Origin of the sequence: Actinomadura sp. 1N219 (assembly GCF_044326405.1) — a bacterium.
In the GTDB taxonomy this organism is placed as follows: Bacteria; Actinomycetota; Actinomycetes; order Streptosporangiales; family Streptosporangiaceae; genus Spirillospora.
Map to the genome: position 1 here is coordinate 511,275 of NZ_JBIRAY010000004.1, position 18,024 is coordinate 529,298.

16 protein-coding genes, 1 tRNA gene and 1 pseudogene are annotated in these 18,024 nt (G+C 65.6%); 3 read left to right on the forward strand and 15 right to left on the reverse strand.

Annotated features, from left to right (window positions below; translation table 11 throughout):
- Window positions 1-127 precede the first annotated feature (127 nt).
- The 11 genes from dbpB (ACH35V_RS17155) to ACH35V_RS17205 form a co-directional block, all read right to left on the reverse strand.
- On the reverse strand, window positions 128-1,240 hold the full coding sequence (dbpB, locus tag ACH35V_RS17155; RefSeq protein ID WP_395973367.1) for a DGQHR domain-containing protein DpdB: 1,113 nt from the start codon (window positions 1,238-1,240) through the stop codon (window positions 128-130).
- On the reverse strand, window positions 1,237-2,502 hold the full coding sequence (gene dpdA / locus ACH35V_RS17160; RefSeq protein WP_395973368.1) for a tRNA-guanine transglycosylase DpdA: 1,266 nt from the start codon (window positions 2,500-2,502) through the stop codon (window positions 1,237-1,239). Before dpdA ends, dbpB (ACH35V_RS17155) begins: the two co-directional genes overlap by 4 nt.
- A complete protein-coding gene (gene dbpB, locus ACH35V_RS17165) occupies window positions 2,499-3,647 on the reverse strand; it encodes a DGQHR domain-containing protein DpdB (RefSeq protein ID WP_395973369.1) in 1,149 nt (382 codons plus the stop codon). Before dbpB (ACH35V_RS17165) ends, dpdA begins: the two co-directional genes overlap by 4 nt.
- Window positions 3,647-4,627 (reverse strand): hypothetical protein, encoded by a 981-nt coding sequence (locus tag ACH35V_RS17170; protein ID WP_395973370.1) that lies wholly within the window; start codon window positions 4,625-4,627, stop codon window positions 3,647-3,649. Before ACH35V_RS17170 ends, dbpB (ACH35V_RS17165) begins: the two co-directional genes overlap by 1 nt.
- A gap of 3 nt (window positions 4,628-4,630) precedes the next feature.
- Window positions 4,631-5,431 (reverse strand): GTP cyclohydrolase FolE2, encoded by an 801-nt coding sequence (folE2, locus tag ACH35V_RS17175; protein WP_395973372.1) that lies wholly within the window; start codon window positions 5,429-5,431, stop codon window positions 4,631-4,633.
- Window positions 5,428-5,784: a 6-carboxytetrahydropterin synthase QueD gene (queD, locus tag ACH35V_RS17180; protein WP_395973374.1), complete on the reverse strand. Its 357-nt coding sequence runs from the start codon at window positions 5,782-5,784 to the stop codon at window positions 5,428-5,430. Before queD ends, folE2 begins: the two co-directional genes overlap by 4 nt.
- Window positions 5,784-6,422, reverse strand: coding sequence for a 7-carboxy-7-deazaguanine synthase (gene queE, locus ACH35V_RS17185; RefSeq protein ID WP_395973375.1), 639 nt, complete (start codon window positions 6,420-6,422; stop codon window positions 5,784-5,786). The genes queD and queE overlap by 1 nt, the downstream gene beginning before the upstream one ends.
- 7 nt (window positions 6,423-6,429) lie before the next feature.
- Window positions 6,430-7,134, reverse strand: coding sequence for a 7-cyano-7-deazaguanine synthase QueC (queC, locus tag ACH35V_RS17190; RefSeq protein ID WP_395973377.1), 705 nt, complete (start codon window positions 7,132-7,134; stop codon window positions 6,430-6,432).
- 600 nt (window positions 7,135-7,734) lie between these two features.
- A tRNA-Pro gene (locus tag ACH35V_RS17195) sits at window positions 7,735-7,808 on the reverse strand.
- Between the two features lie 75 nt (window positions 7,809-7,883).
- Entirely contained in the window at window positions 7,884-8,483 is a 600-nt protein-coding gene (locus tag ACH35V_RS17200; RefSeq protein WP_395973379.1) for a class I SAM-dependent methyltransferase, read from the reverse strand.
- Window positions 8,483-9,388 carry a metallophosphoesterase gene (locus tag ACH35V_RS17205; protein WP_395973380.1) on the reverse strand — a complete coding sequence of 302 codons (906 nt, stop codon included), beginning with the start codon at window positions 9,386-9,388 and terminating at the stop codon, window positions 8,483-8,485. Before ACH35V_RS17205 ends, ACH35V_RS17200 begins: the two co-directional genes overlap by 1 nt.
- Window positions 9,389-9,458: 70 nt before the next feature.
- On the opposite strand from ACH35V_RS17205, the gene ACH35V_RS17210 reads away from it, so the two are divergent.
- Entirely contained in the window at window positions 9,459-9,911 is a 453-nt protein-coding gene (locus tag ACH35V_RS17210; protein WP_395973381.1) for a GatB/YqeY domain-containing protein, read from the forward strand.
- 656 nt (window positions 9,912-10,567) lie between these two features.
- Here ACH35V_RS17210 and ACH35V_RS17215 read toward each other — a convergent pair.
- Window positions 10,568-12,892 carry a penicillin-binding protein gene (locus ACH35V_RS17215; RefSeq protein WP_395973383.1) on the reverse strand — a complete coding sequence of 775 codons (2,325 nt, stop codon included), beginning with the start codon at window positions 12,890-12,892 and terminating at the stop codon, window positions 10,568-10,570.
- Between the two features lie 330 nt (window positions 12,893-13,222).
- Here ACH35V_RS17215 and ACH35V_RS17220 point away from each other — a divergent pair, with 330 nt between their 5' ends.
- Window positions 13,223-13,534, forward strand: coding sequence for a WhiB family transcriptional regulator (locus ACH35V_RS17220; RefSeq protein ID WP_131969361.1), 312 nt, complete (start codon window positions 13,223-13,225; stop codon window positions 13,532-13,534).
- Window positions 13,535-15,148: 1,614 nt separating this feature from the next.
- On the opposite strand, the gene ACH35V_RS17225 is transcribed toward ACH35V_RS17220, so the two are convergent.
- Both ACH35V_RS17225 and ACH35V_RS17230 read right to left on the reverse strand, forming a co-directional pair.
- On the reverse strand, window positions 15,149-15,460 hold the full coding sequence (locus ACH35V_RS17225; protein ID WP_395973385.1) for an antibiotic biosynthesis monooxygenase family protein: 312 nt from the start codon (window positions 15,458-15,460) through the stop codon (window positions 15,149-15,151).
- A 50-nt stretch (window positions 15,461-15,510) separates the two neighbouring features.
- A pseudogene (locus ACH35V_RS17230) lies at window positions 15,511-15,667 on the reverse strand (IS256 family transposase); the annotation flags it as partial.
- A gap of 186 nt (window positions 15,668-15,853) precedes the next feature.
- Here ACH35V_RS17230 and ACH35V_RS17235 point away from each other — a divergent pair.
- Window positions 15,854-16,834 carry a DUF418 domain-containing protein gene (locus tag ACH35V_RS17235; RefSeq protein WP_395973387.1) on the forward strand — a complete coding sequence of 327 codons (981 nt, stop codon included), beginning with the start codon at window positions 15,854-15,856 and terminating at the stop codon, window positions 16,832-16,834.
- On the opposite strand, the gene ACH35V_RS17240 is transcribed toward ACH35V_RS17235, so the two are convergent.
- Window positions 16,811-17,971 (reverse strand): ArsA family ATPase, encoded by a 1,161-nt coding sequence (locus ACH35V_RS17240; RefSeq protein ID WP_395973389.1) that lies wholly within the window; start codon window positions 17,969-17,971, stop codon window positions 16,811-16,813. The two genes, ACH35V_RS17235 and ACH35V_RS17240, sit on opposite strands and share 24 nt — an antisense overlap.
- Window positions 17,972-18,024 lie beyond the last annotated feature (53 nt).

The window sequence follows — 18,024 nt, forward strand, 5'->3', positions numbered from 1 at the left end:
GCGTTTTAAGTCGGGGGAGAATCCTGCGAAAGCTGTGCTGCTGCTCTCACCGCTCGAGCAATCCCGCCGAAATCTTTACACCCTGCCATTTCGCGAAACCGCAGCACGCTGAACAGCTCGTTAAGGTTCAGAACAGCGGGTCCTGGTCGACCACGACGAGGAGGCCTTTGGTCAGCCACTTTACGTCGTTAGGGGTGTTCTGCAGGCCGTTCCATTTGCGCTCATCGTCCCTGCCGAAGTGCCAGCTTCCCTCGGTCCAGGCCGCTACGACCTTGATGTTCTTCAGCTTCTGAAGGATGTGTTGGCGGTCTAGTCCCTCGGCCGGTTCGTCTTCGGTGAGCTTATCCATTACGTAACCCATGGCCTGGATGCCGACGCCGTGAGTTAGCCGCGACATGCGAGGCGGCTTGCTCCAAGCGTCCGGGAAGATCTCCTTGACGAGGCCCCAGAACGTGTTGAGGTGGAGCAGCATACGTTCGACGTCTCCGCCGCCATGCTCATCGCGGTACTGATAGAGCGCCCCCTCGTACATGCTGTTCTCGATCATTTTCAGGACGCTGTTGTCCTTGATGTAGCCGTCAGGTGAGGTGGGGGTAGCGATCGCCTTGTAGAACGGGCCGGCGGCGGTCCCGTTAAGCCGAGTCATGAGCACCGCCGGCAACTGGCGGCGGGCGTATGCCGGCGGCAGGTGACCTCTGGTGTTGGGGAGCAGTTCGTGGATCAGGCCCTTGGGCAGCGGCTTGGTGTTGTTGACCAGGATGAACTGGGCTCGCTGCTCAGCCTCGTTGTCGGCGATGAAGCCTACGGCCGCAACGGGAAACGTGTCGATCTCTGCTTCCCTGATGGCAGCGCTGCGCTGCTGACCGTCCACCAGCCAAGCAGGTTTCTGGTCCTCAGGAAGCTCCTCGTCAACGGGAATGACGAGTTCTCCGGGCACCGCGTAGCCTTCCCCTGTCTCAGGGGTTGTCCCGGCCTCGAACTTCACCCTGCTGTCGAACGCCAGCACGATCGCGTTCGGCAACATTGCCGAGGGTGACTCAAGATAGCGCTTGATCGCTTTGATGTGGTTGGCTACCTCCGGGCGCTGATAGCCGTGCAACTCCTCCTGGTCATCACGTCGGATTCGGGACACAGCCGCGAACTCATGCAGACGCTTACCGTCAACGGCGAAGCAATAGATGCGGCGATCACCCTGCCGGACCTCCAGCGCCGGAAGACGAAGCGTGTGCTGGTCGGTCATTGGTTCCCCTGACTAGGCGCACGGCCGATGTGCTGGATCTTGGCAGCGAAGATAGCAAGGTTGTGGAAGCCGCGGCTCTTGTTCCGTTCTGTGCCCCGAAATATGGCTATCTCAATGCCAAGATTGCTGCACAGTCCACAGTTGCATGTCTTCCATGGTTTCTCTTGGAGAAGCATCTCATAGTTGGGGATGCGAGACTTCTTTGCGCCCTTCCTTTTCGGATCCAACTTGTCCCCCTCCACCAGTTGCTCGTAGTCGCGGAGGACATTTAGTACTTTCTCCAGGGGGGCTTTGTTGCTACCTTCGTCGTATGCTCGCAGCAGGCGAAGTGTCTCGCGCTCGAGGCGCTTCGCTTCGGCTTGCGACACTTCGCCAGCCAGCACCTTTCGCTTCAGAGGCGGATTGCCGTCCACTTGAGGCACCCGGATCGCCATGTAAGCGCCATGGGCGGTGTGGTAGTTGTTCTTGTCGTCCATGAACGACTGACGAAAAGGCGATGTGCTGTCGAAGCTGGTCACCCCGAGAGTGGCGAACCTTTCGATGGTGCCGACCCGAGTGATCCCCAACAGATGTAGTTGTGAGTTCTCCCGCACCTTGTCTATCTCGTAGAGACAGTCCAAGATGTCCTCGGTCCGCAAAGGCACCATTCCTCCGAGCGCGATGCGCTGGTAACCCATCTCCTCTAGTTGGTGGACGCTGTCAGCGTAGCTGGCGGGACTCCAACCCTGGGCAGCACCCACCGGGACGATGGGATGCTTCCGCTTCTCTACCTCATCGAGGAAATCACGCGCGTACTTAAGCGTGGTCCTGCGGCGTTCAGCCCACTTTGGGTCAACGGTGGATTCCGTAGCATCTCGGTCGTAGTGGAAGATCACGTGGTCAACGCTGACGCCCTCATCAAATCCGCAGCGTTCATAGAAATCAACGACGTCGGGGACGCTGTAGGGAGGCTCGATTTCGTCAATATAGTTGAAGGCACCACAATCGCCTAGAGTGGTGAGGCCCTCCGGGAGTCTGAAGTACTTCTGTACGCCCAACCTGTAAAGCCGCTCTCGCTGCGGCATCGTGTACTTCCCGGATCCTCGCACCGAGCCGTCAACAATAGCTTTACTGACCAGGATCCCGTGGTAAGGGCGCTCTGCTAGAACCTCATGCGCGTACTTGTCATCGCGCTGCCGTACACGGTACGGAGAGTATTCCTCGCTGCGGAAGTCGAAGGTCGGGCTGACCTGGTCTTGGCTATCTGGGAAGAAAAACTTCAATGGAGTTCCCTGCGTGCGCTCTGATACAGACGGATCAGATAGTTGGAAAGCTCTTGAACATGCTTTCCCACATTCTCAATCTCGTTCCAGCGATGCCCAAGGCCCTCCCAGGTCCCAGTGGTCCAATGACAGTGTGGAGCGATAAGTTCGAGGTGTCGGCGAATCTGCTCGTAGGCATCATCGCGTTGAGGGTCAATAGTACCGAGGATGCGATCCATGAGGCGACCCATTGCCTTGATTCCGGCACCGTGCATCAAACGGCTTTTTTCTGGCGGTTTGCCCCATGCTTCTGGGAAGGTGTCTCGGACAGCCGTCCAATAGATGATCAAAGCCTGGATTATTCCATCGTAATCCGTTTCGCCGCGACCGATGTCGCGATACGGAAACAGGCAGCCGGAAGGGGAGGTGAGGCTTTCTTGGATCATGTCGACGACACCAGTGTCCGTAACTACCGCGCCGGGCTGGCGGCTCCCGGCACTGGAGGCCCGTTTGATCATCCCGTGCAAAGGAGATTTGTTATCGGTGTTCAGCACATCGCACAGGCTTGATGGAGCCTTACGTACCGCCAACCGGGCTGGTAGAGGGCTGTCCACTTCGGGCAGCAACTCGGTGACCAGACCGCGAGGGAGCGGACGCGTATTGTTGATGCGTACAAACTGATCGCGTTGCAAACTCACCGTGTCAGCGACAAACGCCGTAACGGGCACTGGCAAGTCCCTGCGTTTAGCGCGCGCTAGGGCCAACGCGCGTTGCTGTCCATCGACGATCCAGGCGGGCTTTGGCTTCTCCTCCCTGGGCAAAGGAAGGAACAACCGGCCAGTGTCGGAGGCGCCGTCGTCCGGTAGCCGGTTGCCGCCGCGGGTGGATTTGAAACGGACTTCAGGCGAGAGTGCCATGATGATCGGGTTAGGGAAGATCGGCAGCGGGCTGTCCAGATACTCGACGATCTCCTGGATGTGCTTGCGCACCTGGGGGCGCTGATAACCGATCAGCTTGCCTGCCTCATCGCGGCTCACGCGGGAGATGTCGGCGAACTCTAGGACCTGCTCGGCCTTCAACATGAAGATGTAGAGCGGATAGTCCTTGACTTGGATGATCCGAAGCGCTCGCACCTCGATGGAAGGCTCGCTTCTGGGCATGGACATCAGGACCAGTCCTTGAGCGCGTCTTCCTGCATGATCTTCTGGAACAGCCCCTTGAAGCGGGCCTGCTCGCAAGACCGCCCAGAACTGCGTAGCCGGCGCAGCAACCTGGTCGCAGAGACGGGCCCCGCTTCCTCCACTATGGCTGCGCGAATGAAGGCGAACACCTCATCGTCGCTAAGCCTGGCACCCGGAACTCGGGAGATTACTGGGGGAGCCGACTCCCTTAGTTCCTTCATGAGGGCGGCCAGTGTCGGCCGCGTGAACGGCTTTTGCTGCTTTCTGGCCATCTCCAGCACGCGGCGGGCGGCCCGTGCATGCAAGGAGAGCAGGCTCCCGCCTACTGCAGGCTGGACCGCTGCAGTGACAGGCACGATGAAGTTCTCCAGCCCTGGGTACCGGTAGCCCGGCCCGATGATGACGAAGTTGTCCGGATCGGCTAGTTTCTCGGCCGCCCGCTGAAGATCGTGAGCGCATGGCCTCAGATAGGCGTCCGACATGACGGCAATGACGACAGCGTCTGGGTTGCTGGCGGCGAGGTCGGTGAACGTCCGAGGAGCACCGGGGGCGGGGCCAGTCCACTCGGCCAAGGCTCCCCACCACATGCGGGCATCGTCGGTTGTGGAGGCGACAGAGTCCTTCTGTCCGAAGGTGAAGGTGGCCGCATAGGCAGCGATGGGCGCGTCCTCCGGCATCAGCCCGTAGCCGGCGGAGCAAACCCACATCGAAGCAGAGGGGCCAACCACTGCTCCAAGTTGTTTCACTACCTGCCAATACTCGCCGGCGTACAGGTCGGCTGCGCGGGTGGCTGCTGCTCCGGTGGCGATGCGGCGGATCCAGTCGTGGCAACGCGCTTGTGTGTCCTGGTTCTGGGGGAGCTCGCGTGCCCGAAGCGTGGAGGAAAGCGAGCCTCGCTTGCGGTTAGCGCAGGTGACGACCAGGTGGACAGACTGTTCGCCTGGAGTGCTCGTGTTGTCGCCCATCGCCTATGCTTCGCTGGCTCGACGGGTCCAGGACACCGCTGCGTAGGCGGCATGGTTGTGGATGCTCTCATCGCTGAGTGCCCGAATCCGGTACGCGGCGACGGTCTCCAACGTCCTCAAGACTTGGGCCACGTTGCGGACCATGTCCTCAACGAAGACAGGATGGTCGTAGGCCGCCATGGTCACGTGGCGCTCGTCCGGCCGCTTGAGGACGGCGTAGACGGGCGAGGACGCCGCCTTCTCCGCGATGTCGATCAGGTCGTCAAACCAGAGACCGCCTTGTGGGTCGATCGGCTCAACCACGATCGTAATGTGGCCACGCTGGTTGTGGGCGCCCCGATCACTGATGGCCTTGCTGCATGGGCAGACACTGGTCACAGGTACCGTGACGGCCATCGTGACCCGGCTTTCCTCGGGGGCGCTGACGGCGGCCAGTGAGCACGCATAGTCAACGAAGCCGCGCGCCCCGGTCACCGGGGCAGAGCGCTCAAGGAAGTAGGAGAAGTCGAGGCTGACACGCGCTGTGGGACTGGACATACGTTGCCGCAGGTCCTCGGCGAGGGTGGCGATGCTGCTGAGGCTGAGTTGCTCACGAGCCTCGTGCAGCACCTCAATGAAGCGGCTAAGGTGCGCTCCTTTGACTTCTGGGCCGAGGCTGACCGACATGGCGGCGGTGCCGACGGTTTCACGCTTGGCGCCCTGACCGTCGGCGACCAGGACGGGATAACGAAGCCCTTCCACGCCGACCTCGTCAAGCGGGACACCACGCGAGTCCGGCGTGGCCTGAACGTCCTGCAGAATCACTCTTCCCCCCGGTAGACGCAGCCGGAAGTGCAGGTTTCACGCACCATGACGGCCGAGAGTGGCAACTTGTCGACCAGCCTGTCCCAAATCCACTTAGCAAGCACCTCACTGGTCGGGTTTTCCAGCCCTGGCACCTCGTTAAGGTAGTAGTGGTCGAGTTGTGCGACCAGTGGCTTGACGATGGCCTTGATCTCCGCGAAGTCCATCAGCCACCCCATGGCCGGGTCGACTTCGCCGCTTACGTGCACCTCGAAGCGGTAGCTGTGGCCATGTAGTCGAGCGCACTTGTGGCCGTCGGGCACGTTCGGCAGCCGGTGGGCAGCCTCGAACGTGAACTCGCGGAAGATCTCCATCAGCGGATTCCCAGGGTCTTGTGGGTCTGGACGCTCAACTGCCACTGCGGGTTGGCGAGGCAGTAGTCAATCGCCGCCTGTGTGTTGGCGACGAGGTCAGGACCGTCCATCGGCTGCAGGAGCAGCCGGTCGAAAGCAAGATCTTCAAAGCGTTCGGGCTCGGCACCGACCTGGGGATAGACCAGCTTCAGATCATTTCCCGAGGTCAGCACGATCTCGGTGCCGGCTTTGGGACTGACACAGATCCAGTCGAGACCCTCCGGGGCTGGGCGTGTCCCGTTGGTCTCGATCGCGACCTCGAATCCTTCGATGTGGAGGGCGTCCACAGCCTCACGGTCCAGCTGCAGGAGCGGTTCGCCGCCTGTGCAGACCACGTAGGGGCGACTGCGCGGGTGTGCGCGTCCCTGCCAGGTCTTGGCGACAGCCGCAGCGAGATCGGCGGCTGTCTGGAACCGGCCGCCGCCTGGGCCGTCGGTTCCGACGAAGTCAGTGTCACAGAACTGGCATATCGCCCTATGGCGGTCCTTCTCGCGGCCGGTCCACAAGTTGCAGCTGGTAAAACGGCAGAACACCGAAGGACGCCCCGCGTGGCTCCCTTCGCCCTGAAGCGTGTAGAAGATCTCTTTGACCCGGTACATAGGGCCGTCAAGCCTTCGCTGGCGTGAAGGAGGGATCGACAAGGCCGAGCTCGGCGAATCCTCGGCTGCGAAGCAGGCACGAGTCGCACGTCTCACATGCGCGGCCGTCGATGGGGTCATAGCAGCTGTGCGTCCAGCCGTAGTCGACGCCGAGGGACAGACCCCGCTCGATGGTCTGAGCTTTGGTCAGATCGATCAGCGGGGTGTGGATCTTGAGCTTCTGAGTGCCTTCGACGCCGGCCTTGGTGGCGAGGTTCGCCATGCGTTCGTACGCCTCGATGTACTCCGGTCGGCAGTCGGGGTAGCCGCTGTAGTCCATGGCGTTGACACCGATGAACACATCCGACGAGCCCAGGGTCTCGGCCCAGGCGAGCGCGAACGACAGGAAGACGGTGTTTCGCGCAGGCACGTAGGTGATCGGGATCTCCTCGCCCAACTCGTCCGCATTGGCGTGGTGAGGGACATCGAGGGATTCGTCAGTCAGCGCCGAGCCACCAAAGACGGCAAGGTTGATGTCAGCGATCACGTGCTCGGCAGCCCCCAGTTCGTGAGCCACCTTCTTCGCCGCGTCGAGTTCCTCGGTGTGCCGCTGTCCGTACCGGAAGCTGAGGGCGTATGTCTCGTATCCCTCTGCGCGGGCGACCGCAAACACCGTCGTCGAATCGAGGCCACCACTCAGGAGGACCACTGCCTTGCGCTTCTCCGTGCTCACCTGTCGCTCCCCCATCCTGCGTGCTGCGCGGAAACTGCAGCCTCATGCGTAAGCGTCTGAGTGTAGTTTCGCGCGCAGGGCATCGGCAATTCGCCGTGCGCTTTGATCTCGAATGTCTCTTACGTGCGAAGCCCTGCGAGTGAGCGCCGTGGAGAGTCGGGATGTAGCGACGCGGCGACCGACTGAAACTGCATCGACTGTTGGGGCGAGGTGAGTGCACTTAGTGGCAACGGTGCGATTACAGGTGAGCGGCGGCGAACCGGCGATCAGCAACACAGAGTGATGGAACCCCTAGGATCTGCAAGGCCCTCGGGCAGCCCGGACCTAACTGCAACTTGGTGTTCAGGAGCCTGCCGAGCAACTCCCGATTCTTCCGGGAGGCCCGTTCGGCTGGGTGATGCGGTGCGTCTGGTGAGTGGGTGCAGACGACGGGCGGATGGGTTGCGGATCGGAACCTGCGGTTGGTGGTGGTCCGCTCGGTGCTGGTCGGGGGCGGACAGTGTCCGTGGGTGGCGGCGGAGTTCGCGGACGAATGGCGGAGGAAAGATCTTGAGGCCGGTCTCCTGTGTGGAGATCCGGCCTCTGACCTGGCGTTTTCTGTCGGGGTGGCGGGATTTGAACCCACGACCTCTTCGTCCCGAACGAAGCGCGCTGCCAAGCTGCGCTACACCCCGGTGGTGGCTGCCCGGGAGTCGTACGGGCTCCCGGCGCCTAGTACACCCTAGCGGATGGCGGGGGGTGGTGCGTCCCTATTTACGGGCGGTGAAGCCGGTCACGGCACCGGACGGGGTGAGGGCGATGGAGGTCAGGCCGGCGGAGGTGAGCCAGTCGCGGAGGTCTGCGGTGGTGCCGGAGGGGCCGAAGACGCCCAGGCGCTTCATGAGTTTGTAGAGGCGGTCGCGGGACGTGCCTCGGACGAGGGTTGTGCCGCGGAGGGTGCCGCCTGGGCGGAGGACGCGGCTCAGTTCGTGCAGGGCGGCGGCCGGGTCGGGGAGGCAGTGGAGGCCGTTGTAGGTGAGGCAGAGGTCGAAGGTGGAGTCTGCGAAGGGAAGGGCGTAGATGTCTGCCTGGAGGAGGGTCTTCGTCTTGCGGCGGGCGCGGGTGAGCATCGTCCAGGAGAGGTCGGCGGCTACGTGGCGGGGGTTGTCGCGGACGGCGAGGCCGCCGCCGCAGGGGATGTCGAGCGTCAGGGCGTCGGCGGGTGCGGCGGCGATGGATTGTCGGAGGTGTGTGATGTCGTAGTTCCAGAGGACGCGGGCGCCCAGGCGGGAGAGGGGGCGGTTCTGGACGGCGAAGTCGTAGAGCGCGGCTGAGAGGCGGTCGGTCTTCCAGCGGTCGCGCAGGTCCATCAGCGAGGGACGAGGGTGAGGAGGGAGGCCTCGGGCGGGCAGCAGAAGCGCATGGGGGCCTTGGGGGACGTGCCCAGGCCGGCGGAGACGTGGAGCCAGGAGCCGCGGTGCCGGTGGAGGCCCTTGACGCGGGGACGGTCGATGCCGCAGTTGGTGGCGAGGGCGCCGTAGAAGGGGACGCAGACCTGGCCGCCGTGCGTGTGGCCGGCGAGGAGGAGGTCGTAGCCGTCGGCGGTGAAGCGGTCGAGGTTGCGGGGTTCGGGGGAGTGCATCACGCCGAGGTGGACGTCCGCCTGCGGGTCGACCGGACCGGCGATCTTGTCGTAGTGGTCGCGGTTGATGTGCGAGTCGTCGATGCCGCCGAACTCGATGTCGAGCTCGCCGACCTTGAGGCGGCCGATGCGGTTGTTCAGGTCGAGCCAGCCGGCGGCTTGGAGGGACGAGCCCAACTCGCGGTACGGGAGGTCGGGCTCGCGGCGATGCCGGTCGTAGTCGGACTTGCTGGTCCGCCAGATGTAGCGAAGGGGGTTCTTGAAGATCGGGGAGAAGAGGTCGTTGGAGCCGTAGACGAAGACGCCTGGACGGTCGAGGAGGGGGCCTAGCGCGTCCAGGAAAGGGCCGATCGTGTCGCGGTGCGAGATGGAGTCACCGGTGTTGACGACGAGGTCCGGCTCCAGGGCGTCCAGCGAACGGACCCAGCGGATCAGGCGGGACCGGCCGGGCGTGAGGTGCGCGTCGGAGATGTGCAGGATCTTCACCGGCGGGCGGCCCGGCGGCAGCACGGGCACGTCCATGCGGCGGAGGCGGAACCAGTTCCGCTCGATCACCGAGGCGTACCCGAAGGTCGCGGCGCCCGCGCCCACGAGTGCCAGGGGCACGGCGTAGAACTTTCGCACGCCTCCCATGCTTCCAGAGAATTGCACCGCGCGGTAATCCCGATGAGGCTTCCGGTGCGGTACGGGCATGATGTGGTGCATGACCTTGAAGGAGAAGCTGGAGACCGACCTTTCCGCCGCGATGAAGACGCGTGACGAGGTGCGCACCCGCACCTTGCGGATGGCGCTGACCGCGGTGAAGAACGAGGAGGTCGCCGGCAAGCAGTCGCGGACGCTGTCCGACGAGGACGTCGTCCGCGTGCTCACCCGGGAGGCGAAGAAGCGGCGCGAGGCGGCGGCCGCGTTCGGTGACGCCGGGCGCGAGGAGCAGGCCCAGGCGGAGCGGGACGAGGGCGAGGTGCTGGAGGACTACCTTCCGGCGCAGCTCGGCGACGAGGAGCTGACGGCGCTGGTGGCGGACGCGATCGCCGAGACCGGTGCGGCGGGCCCGCGCGCGATGGGACAGGTCATGAAGGTCGTGAACCCCAAGGTGTCGGGACGCGCCGAGGGCGGACGCGTCGCCGCCGAGGTCAAGCGCCAACTCGCCCAGTAGCGAAGGGCGCGGGCGAACCCGTCCGGCGGCGAAGCGCCGTGGGTGAGTCGTCAGTCGCGCCCGCAGGAAGCATGGTCGGGCCGCGCGCCGGTACCTGGCCGGGAGACGACCGGCTCGGCGCGTCGGTCGCCGGACGGATCGCGGTCCGCCGCGAGCGCGGGCCGACCCGTACAACCCGCTCGTGGACGGATGGTGCGCACGGCACGGCGCCGCGTGCGCACGGCATGGTGCCGCGTGCGCACGGCATGGTGCCGCGTTCGCCGCCGAGGCCGTTGCCGGGTCCGGCCGGGCCGAGCCCTTGGTGTGGATCGAGATCGGCAGCCGAAGCGAGGCTGTCCCAGGGGAAAGAGAGCCGCGGGCGAGCCGTCAGCCGCCGCCCCAGCCAGGGGCGAGAGGCGCGAGCGAGCCGTCAGGCGCCGCCCCAGCTAGGGGCGAGGGCGCGGGCGAGTTGTCAGTCGCTGGTCGCAGGAGCCGGGGCAAGTCGTCCGGCGGCGAAGGGTTGCGAGCTAGCCGTCAGCCGCCGCCGCGTGGGGCCGTAGTCGAGCTGCCCAGGGGACGGGAGCTGCGGGCAAAGCTGGCCAGGGAGGGGCCAGTGGGCGGGCATCAGTCGTCGGGCAATGGGGCGCGAGCCAGCCGTTCCGGGGGCGGGTGAGGGGTTAGTCGCCGCCCCAGGGGGGCCAGGGGTTGTCTGGGCCGGTGTTGCCTCCGCGGCCCTTGCCGTTGCTCACGTAGAGGATGACAGTCGTTCCTGGCGGGACCTGGCTGCCGGCGGACGGTGAAGTGGAGACGACCGTCCCCTTCGGCTGGTTCGAGCGGATGGACGCGGGCGCCACGCGCGCCTGTAGGTCGGCGCCTCGTAGCGCGGCGGTGGCGGCGGCGACCGTCGCGCCCCTCACCTGTGGGACGCGGGTGGTGTCGCCGAAGTCGCGGGTCGGGGTCCGGAAGCCGGGCGCGGGGTCTCCGGCGAGCGCGCTCTGCATGCTCTGCTGCCAGATTCCGCCGGGGATGCCCGCGCCGTACACGCCGTACACCTTGTACTGCCAGGGGCCTCGGAAGTCCCAGTAGGCGGTGGCGGCGGCGAGGTTCGGGGTGAAGCCGGCGAACACGGCGCAGGAGTGGCTTTCACAGGTGCCGGTCTTGCCCGCGGCCGGACGGCCGATGCCGCGTCCAGCCGCCGTCCCCTTGCTGAGGACGCCCTGCAGGATCGAGTTGACCTTGTCGGCGACGTCCACGTCCAGGGCCTGGTGGCAGTCCTGCTTGGGCAGTTTGACCTGCTTGCCCTCGGGGTCGACGACCTCCGTCACCGAGACCGGCGCGCAGTACTTGCCGCGGGCGGCGAATCCGGCGTAGGCGGCGGCGAGGTGCACCATGTCGACGTCGTTGACGCCGAGGACCTGGGACGCGATCGGCAGCAGCGGGTTCCCGTTGCCCTGCTTCATGCCGAACTTCTCGGCCATCTTGACCGCGTTGCAGACGCCGACGCGCTTCTCCAGATGCGCGTAGAAGGTGTTGACCGAGTGCCAGGTGCCGGTCTTGAGGTTGAAGTTGCCCGATTCGCTATCGCCGGCGTTGGACACCGTCCAGGGGCCGCCGCCGATCATCGCGTCCTTGACCTTCTTGCCCTGGTACATCCCGGTGTACTTGCACGGCTGGAAGCCGCCGATGGTCGTCGTCTCGGGCGAGTTGATCGTCGTGCTGACCGGGATGCCCTGGTCGATCGCGGCGGCCAGCGTGAAGATCTTGAACGTCGAGCCCGCGGACACGCCGTTGCCGCCGCCGTGCGCCGAGTCGGCCGGGAGGTTGATGGTCGTCTTGCCCTTGCCGGGCCCGAAACGCTTGCTCAGCCCGATCGCCCTGACCTTGCCGGTGCCGGGCTCCACCATCGCCTCCGCGGCGACCCGGTTGCCACCCGGCGGGACGGTCGAACGCAGCGCCCTGTCAACGGCGCGCTGCTTCCGCATGTCGAGAGTGGTGCGGATCGTGTATCCGCCCCGGTTGAGCTTGTTGACGACGTTCTGCTGCTCCTTCGGGTCGAGCTGCCAGTACTTGCCGTCCGACAGGATGTTCAGCAGGTCGTACTTCACGTACTCGCAGAAGTACGGCACCGTGCTGGACTCGCAGCCGCCGACCGGGTCGGTGCGGTTCAACTCGATGGGCTTCTTGGCTTCCTCGTCCGCCTGGGCCTTGGTGATGTGCCCGAGCTGCGCCATCCGGTAGAGGACGACGTCGCGCCGCTTACGCGCGTCCGTCGGGTTGCGGATGGGGTCGTAGGCCGTCGGGTTCTGCGTGATGCCGGAGAGCAGCGCGGCCTGGCCGAGGGTCAGTTCGGACGCTGGCACGCTGAAGTACCGCTTGGCCGCGGCCTGGACGCCGTAAGCGCCGGCGCCGAAGTACGAGATGTTGAGGTAGCCCTCAAGGATCTGGTCCTTCGACATGCGCTTCTCGATGTCGAGCGCGTAGCGGAGTTCGCGGAGCTTGCGTCCTACGGTGGGCGCGGTGGCCTCGCGGTACTCCTCGGGCGATTTGGCCGCGTCGACTAGGAGGTTCTTGACGTACTGCTGGGTGAGGGTCGAGCCGCCCTGCGTCTGCTCGGACTCCACGTTGGACGCCAGTGCGCGAATGGTGCCCTTCAGGTCGAGTGCGCCGTGCTCGTAGAAGCGCGAGTCCTCGATGTCGATGATCGATTGCCGCATGATCGGCGCGACCTGGTCGAGCCGGACGGACTCGCGGTACTTGTCGAAGAACGTCGCAATCTGCTTGCCGCCGGAGTCGTACACCACCGTCTTCTCGGACGGTGGTGTCGTCTTCAGATGGCTGTCCATGTCCTCGAAGTTGTTCGCGGCGTCGCGCGCGGTCAGCCCGGCGCTGCCGACGGCGGGCAGCGCGATGAACGCGACCAGGACGCCCGCGACGATCCCGGCGCCGAGGAGCCTGAACAGCGTCGACGCCGCCTTCATCCGATCCGTATTCGCAACGCGCACGGGGTCTAGGGTACGCGGGATGACCAGTGCATTCGGGACAGGGCTCCCGTAGCCGTACCATCCGGGCCTGGGGATGCCCGGGACGTTCGTCCGTTATGCCCTCAAGATGACAACCCGCGCCGTGTCTGGCGCGTCAACTACAGGTAACTAGTCCGTTCCGGTGATATGGCCCTGGTGGGCTATATCGAGAATGGGCCCATCGGGGGCTGTTGAAACGTCCCTCGCTTCCGTAAGTTCTTCCCCACGGCTTTCGTTTGGCGGCCTGACGTCCGCGCCCGTCCGGCCAAGGAGCGCAAATCGACACACAGACCCTAGGGGAGTGGGGCCAAGATGTGGATCACGGATTGGACCGCCCGCGCCGCCTGCCGTAACGCGGATCCGGACGCCCTGTTCGTGCAGGGAGCGGCGCAGAACCGGGCCAAGATGATCTGCCGCGGTTGTCCGGTGCGCACGGAGTGCCTCGCCGACGCCCTCGACAACCGGATCGAATTCGGTGTCTGGGGTGGCATGACCGAGCGTGAGCGCCGTGCACTGCTACGCCGGCGGCCGGACGTGCGATCGTGGCGCGACCTGCTGGAGACCGCGAAGGAGGAGTACGAGCGGTCGGTCGACATTGACGAGCAGGAACTCGTCGCCAGCTGACCCGATCCGCCGGAAGGCGATCGTCCAGCTGCCACGGGCGTGGGAGCGGCCCGTACGGCAGAGTTTTCAAGAACCAGCACGGCCGAATAAAGCGTTGTGGCAGGCCCGCACCTTGATGGGTGCGGGCCTGCCAGCACGCTCCTGATCGTCTTACGAGCGGCTCGAGCCGCTCGTCCTGCCGGGTGTGGGCGTTCCGCTGTGATCGCACGCCCGTCCGGCAATCCGCGACCACCTGATCGCATCAACCAAATCCGCAGCTCACGCCCACCACGGGACCCGACCGGTCGGCCAGCGCCGTCGCCCTGACCACGAATCGCAATCGCACGATCACCCGCCACCATTCATCTCCGCAGGTCAAACCCCACATCACCCGGACTCGGACGACGAAGTCGAAGCGGGTCAATGGCGCCCTCGCCGCTCAAGACGACCAAGCACCATGCGATGCGCCCGGCCGCCACCCGCCGATCCCAGATCCCGTTCGCAGGACGCCAGTGGGCAACAGGGCACACCTACGTGCGACCGCCACACAACCCACCCCCTGACACCACCTCCCGCGCGACGACGCCGTCCCGGCCCGGCCCACCGCCGCCCCGCACGGAGCCCACCGTTCGCCACACCACTGCATGTGCCACCAGAGCGGGACCGCGCAGGCGAATTCAGCGCCTCCGACATCACCACCACCGCTCCCCGACCCTTCGCCCGCAATGCTCCTCACAGGCCCACCCCACTACGCCGCACTGCCCCCACCGTGCTGCGCCGCACCGCCTCGCACTGTGTCGCACCCGCCGCACTGCTCGGCACCACGCCACGCTGTGCCGCAGTGCACTATGCCGCCTCGCACTGTCCTGCACCGCGCCGCATTGGCCGGCACGACACCGTGCCGTACCCCGCCGCGCTGCCCGGTACTGCGCCGCGCCGCCTGGCGCTGTGCCGCGCCTCGCCGCACTGCTCGGCACCATGCCACGCAGTGCACTATGCCGCCTCGCACTGTGCTGCACCGCGCCGCACTGCCCGGCACGACACCATGCCGTGCCGCACTCCGCCGCACTGCCCGGCACTGCGCCGTGCCGCCTCGCGCTGTGTCGCACCCCGCCGCACTGCTCGGCACCACGCCACGCTGTGCCGCGGTGCACTATGCCGCCTCGCACTGTGCTGCACCGCGCCGCACTGCCCGGCACGACACCATGCCGTGCCGCACTCCGCCGCACTGCCCGGCACTGCGCCGTGCCGCCTCGCACTGCGCTGCACCGCGCCGCACAGGCTGGCACGACGCCGTGCCGCACTGGCCAGCACGACGCCGTGCCGTGCCGCACCGCACTGTGTGTGCCGCGCCGCGCTGGCTGCGCTGCAACCGTTCAGGAACCCTGCACAGGCCGCTGACGGCGTTTGGCGCGCTCCCATCCGGCGTGCAGGAGTTCCTAGTACGGCCGCCAGTAGCGGCACCGCACTGCACTGTGCCGCACTGCTCGGCCGTACGCCGCGCACGCCGCCGCAATGCGCCGTGCCGCACGATGCCGCACGGCACCGTACTAGGCCGTGTTGTGCCGCATCGCACTACGCCGCACCGCCGTGCCGGCGGAGCAATTGTCGAGGCCTGTGGATCGGGTTGGTTGGTCACCGTCGGAGGTCGGCTGTGACCTCGTGGTGAGTAACGTGTTCGTCCCATCGGGTCAGAGCGCGGCGGGCTGTGTCTTCGACGACGGCCTGCTCTGGGTCTTCACCTGCGAACGCGCGTACGTCCTCCATGCTGGTGAAGAACGTGATGGAGGTGAACATCACCTCTTGTTCGTCGTGGCGGCGAAGCAGGCGGGCACCGCAGAAGCCGGTGACCTGCTGGAGATGCTCGGCTACCTCGGACTCGTAGTGGTGCTGGTAGTCGTCGGCCGTCGCTGTTGAGGCCCATCCTCGCCATATCCGCGCGATCATGCGTTGCACCTGACCTTCTTTGTTCTCGGCGGCCGGCCTGATCTCAGATCTCAGGCCAACTTGGCGTCGCTGTCGATGGCTTCCCGCTCGATCAGTTTGCCGCGCTCGAACCGTGCTCCGGCGCGGACCAGGGCAACGAGGTGGGGTGCGTTGATCGCGCGCCACCGGGCTTGGGCTGAAGGCCATGGCCAGGCTGGCGGCTCGTGAGGACGCTGTCAGGGACGTTGCCCTAGGGCAGCTGCATGGAGTGATGCGGTCTGCGTGAGGCGGTTCTCGGCGGTCGTGCCGTCCGTTTCCGTTGGGTGGCTGAGGTATCCCCATGTGGGTCGTCTGGGTGGGTTGGGCGTGATGTGGTGGGTCTGCTGGCTCGGGCTCTGAGAGGGAGGGTTCGGCGTGGTGGCTCGTATTGTCGAGGTGGACGTACTTCGTGGGTTTGCCCTCTTTGGTATTTCGGTTGTGAACGCCGTTGAGGGTAGTGGGGCGGCTGGGGCTGGGGACGGTGCGGTTTATTGGGGGTATGAGACTCTCTTGCATCAGAGGTTCTTTCCGATCTTCTCGTTTCTGTTCGGGGTTAGTTTTGGGTTGTTCTTGGATGCTGTCGGGGAGAGGAGTCGTCGTCCGCGGGTGGTTATGCTGGCTCGGCTTGGGTTTCTGATGCTGTTTGGTGCTCTGCATCGGGTGCTCCAGCCTGATGAAGTGCTGCTTAGTTATGCTGTTGTCGGTGTGGTCGTGCTGGTGCCTGCGTCGTTTCTTTCGGGACGGGTCGTCCTGGCGCTGGGGAGTGTGGCCACGGCGGCTGGTGTGCTGGTCGCAGGGGGTGGCAGCCTGCTGATCCCGGGGCTGTTCCTGTTCGGATATGGGGTGCAGCGGGGCGGGGTCGAGGGGTTTCTGGAGCTGGCCCGAAAGCGTTTGGTTGTCGTTTTTGTGGGTGCTTTTCTATGTGCTGTTGTGTTGAATGTCTGGCAGGTTGGTAGTGGCTCTGGGGTGGGGGCGCGGCTCGCGGCGGTTGCCGGAGTGGTGACGGCGGCGACTTATGTGATCGCGATTTTGTTGCTGTTGCGCTGGCGGGCTCGGGGTTTGTTGGGGGTGTTGGCGCCGGTTGGGCGGATGGCGTTGACTGGGTATATTGGCGCCACATTGATTATTTGGGCGGTCGATTATTTTGTTGAGGTGTCCGATTATGGGACGGCCGTCGCCTTGGGGATAGGCGTGTTCCTGGCTGAATTGGCGTTCAGTACTTTGTGGCTGCGTCATGCCCGGTACGGGCCCTTGGAGTGGGTGTGGCGTTGCCTCACCTGGTGGGACGTCGTGCCGATCAGAGGTCAGCGCGAACCGCTCGGTGGCCGCAGCTCAGGCGGCGGCGGTCGGGGGTGAAGTGGGGGCGGCTAGGTCTTCGCCTACCTGGCGCAGGCCGTCCAGGTCGTGGACGTCCTCCGCCTGCGCGGGGACCGCCGTGACCGGGACGGTCGGGTGCGTGGACGCGAAATGGTCGCGCAGCCGCTCTTCGCGGGCGGCGAGCTGCATGCGGTCGGTGTGCATGCGGAGCAGCGCCGCGGTCAGCGTGTGCTCGCCGCGTTCCTCCAGCGTCTCGGCGGCGGCCTGGCTGCGGGCGGCGGAGAGCGTGTCGGCCGCTGACTCGTGGACGCGGTTGACCACCAGCCCTGCGAGCGGCATGCGTTCCTCCGCTAGGCGTTCGACGAAGTAGGACGCTTCGCGGAGTGCGTCTGGCTCTGGGGCCGCGACGACTAGGAACGCGGTGCCTGGGGTCTGCAGGAGTTTGAAGGTTTTCTCGGCTCGTTCTCGGAAGCCGCCGAACATCGTGTCGAAGGCGGCGACGAACGTCTGTACGTCGCGCAGGAGCTGGACGCCGATGACCTTGTTGATGACGCCGGTGAACATGCCGAACCCGGCGCTGATCACCTTGACGCCGAAGCGGCCGCCGGTCTTGGCGGGGGCGGCGAGGATCTTCATGAAGCGGCCGTCGAGGAAGCGGCCCATCCGCTCGGGCGCGTCCAGGAAGTCGAGCGCGTTCCGGGACGGCGGGGTGTCCACGACGATCAGGTCCCAGGCGCCGGAGCGGTGCAGCTGGCCGAGCTTCTCCATCGCCATGTACTCCTGCGTGCCCGACAGGCTGGACGACAGCGACTGGTAGAAGGGGTTGGCGAGGATCTGCTTGGCCCGGTCCGGGTCGGCGTGCGCCTCGACGATCTCGTCAAAGGTGCGCTTCATGTCGAGCATCATGGCGTGCAGCTCGCCGTCGCCGTCGATCTCGATCTTGCGGGGGTTGTTGTCCAGCTCGGACAGGCCCATCGACTGGGCGAGGCGGCGGGCCGGGTCCACGGTGAGGACGACCACGTCCCGGCCGCGCTCCGCCGCGCGGACGCCGAGGGCCGCGGCCGTCGTCGTCTTGCCGACGCCGCCGGAGCCGCAGCACACGATGATCTTCGTGCGGGGGTCGTCGAGGAGCGCGTCGACGTCGAGGGCGGGCGGGGTCTTGCCGGTCGGGCTCATCGGTTCGCCTTCTCCGTCCGGGACCAGCGCGCAAGGTTCGCCTTTTCCGTCCG

Bases quoted from the DNA above. Each gene is read 5' to 3' on its own strand.
- ACH35V_RS17205 (WP_395973380.1), bottom strand. From the start codon at position 9,388: ATGGGAGGCGTGCGAAAGTTCTACGCCGTGCCCCTGGCACTCGTGGGC.
- queE (WP_395973375.1), bottom strand. From the start codon at position 6,422: ATGTACCGGGTCAAAGAGATCTTCTACACGCTTCAGGGCGAAGGGAGC.
- ACH35V_RS17200 (WP_395973379.1), bottom strand. From the start codon at position 8,483: ATGGACCTGCGCGACCGCTGGAAGACCGACCGCCTCTCAGCCGCGCTC.
- ACH35V_RS17170 (WP_395973370.1), bottom strand. From the start codon at position 4,627: ATGGGCGACAACACGAGCACTCCAGGCGAACAGTCTGTCCACCTGGTC.
- ACH35V_RS17220 (WP_131969361.1), top strand. From the start codon at position 13,223: ATGTGGATCACGGATTGGACCGCCCGCGCCGCCTGCCGTAACGCGGAT.
- dbpB (WP_395973367.1), bottom strand. From the start codon at position 1,240: ATGACCGACCAGCACACGCTTCGTCTTCCGGCGCTGGAGGTCCGGCAG.
- ACH35V_RS17210 (WP_395973381.1), top strand. From the start codon at position 9,459: ATGACCTTGAAGGAGAAGCTGGAGACCGACCTTTCCGCCGCGATGAAG.
- dbpB (WP_395973369.1), bottom strand. From the start codon at position 3,647: ATGTCCATGCCCAGAAGCGAGCCTTCCATCGAGGTGCGAGCGCTTCGG.
- ACH35V_RS17240 (WP_395973389.1), bottom strand. From the start codon at position 17,971: ATGAGCCCGACCGGCAAGACCCCGCCCGCCCTCGACGTCGACGCGCTC.
- ACH35V_RS17225 (WP_395973385.1), bottom strand. From the start codon at position 15,460: ATGATCGCGCGGATATGGCGAGGATGGGCCTCAACAGCGACGGCCGAC.
- queD (WP_395973374.1), bottom strand. From the start codon at position 5,784: ATGGAGATCTTCCGCGAGTTCACGTTCGAGGCTGCCCACCGGCTGCCG.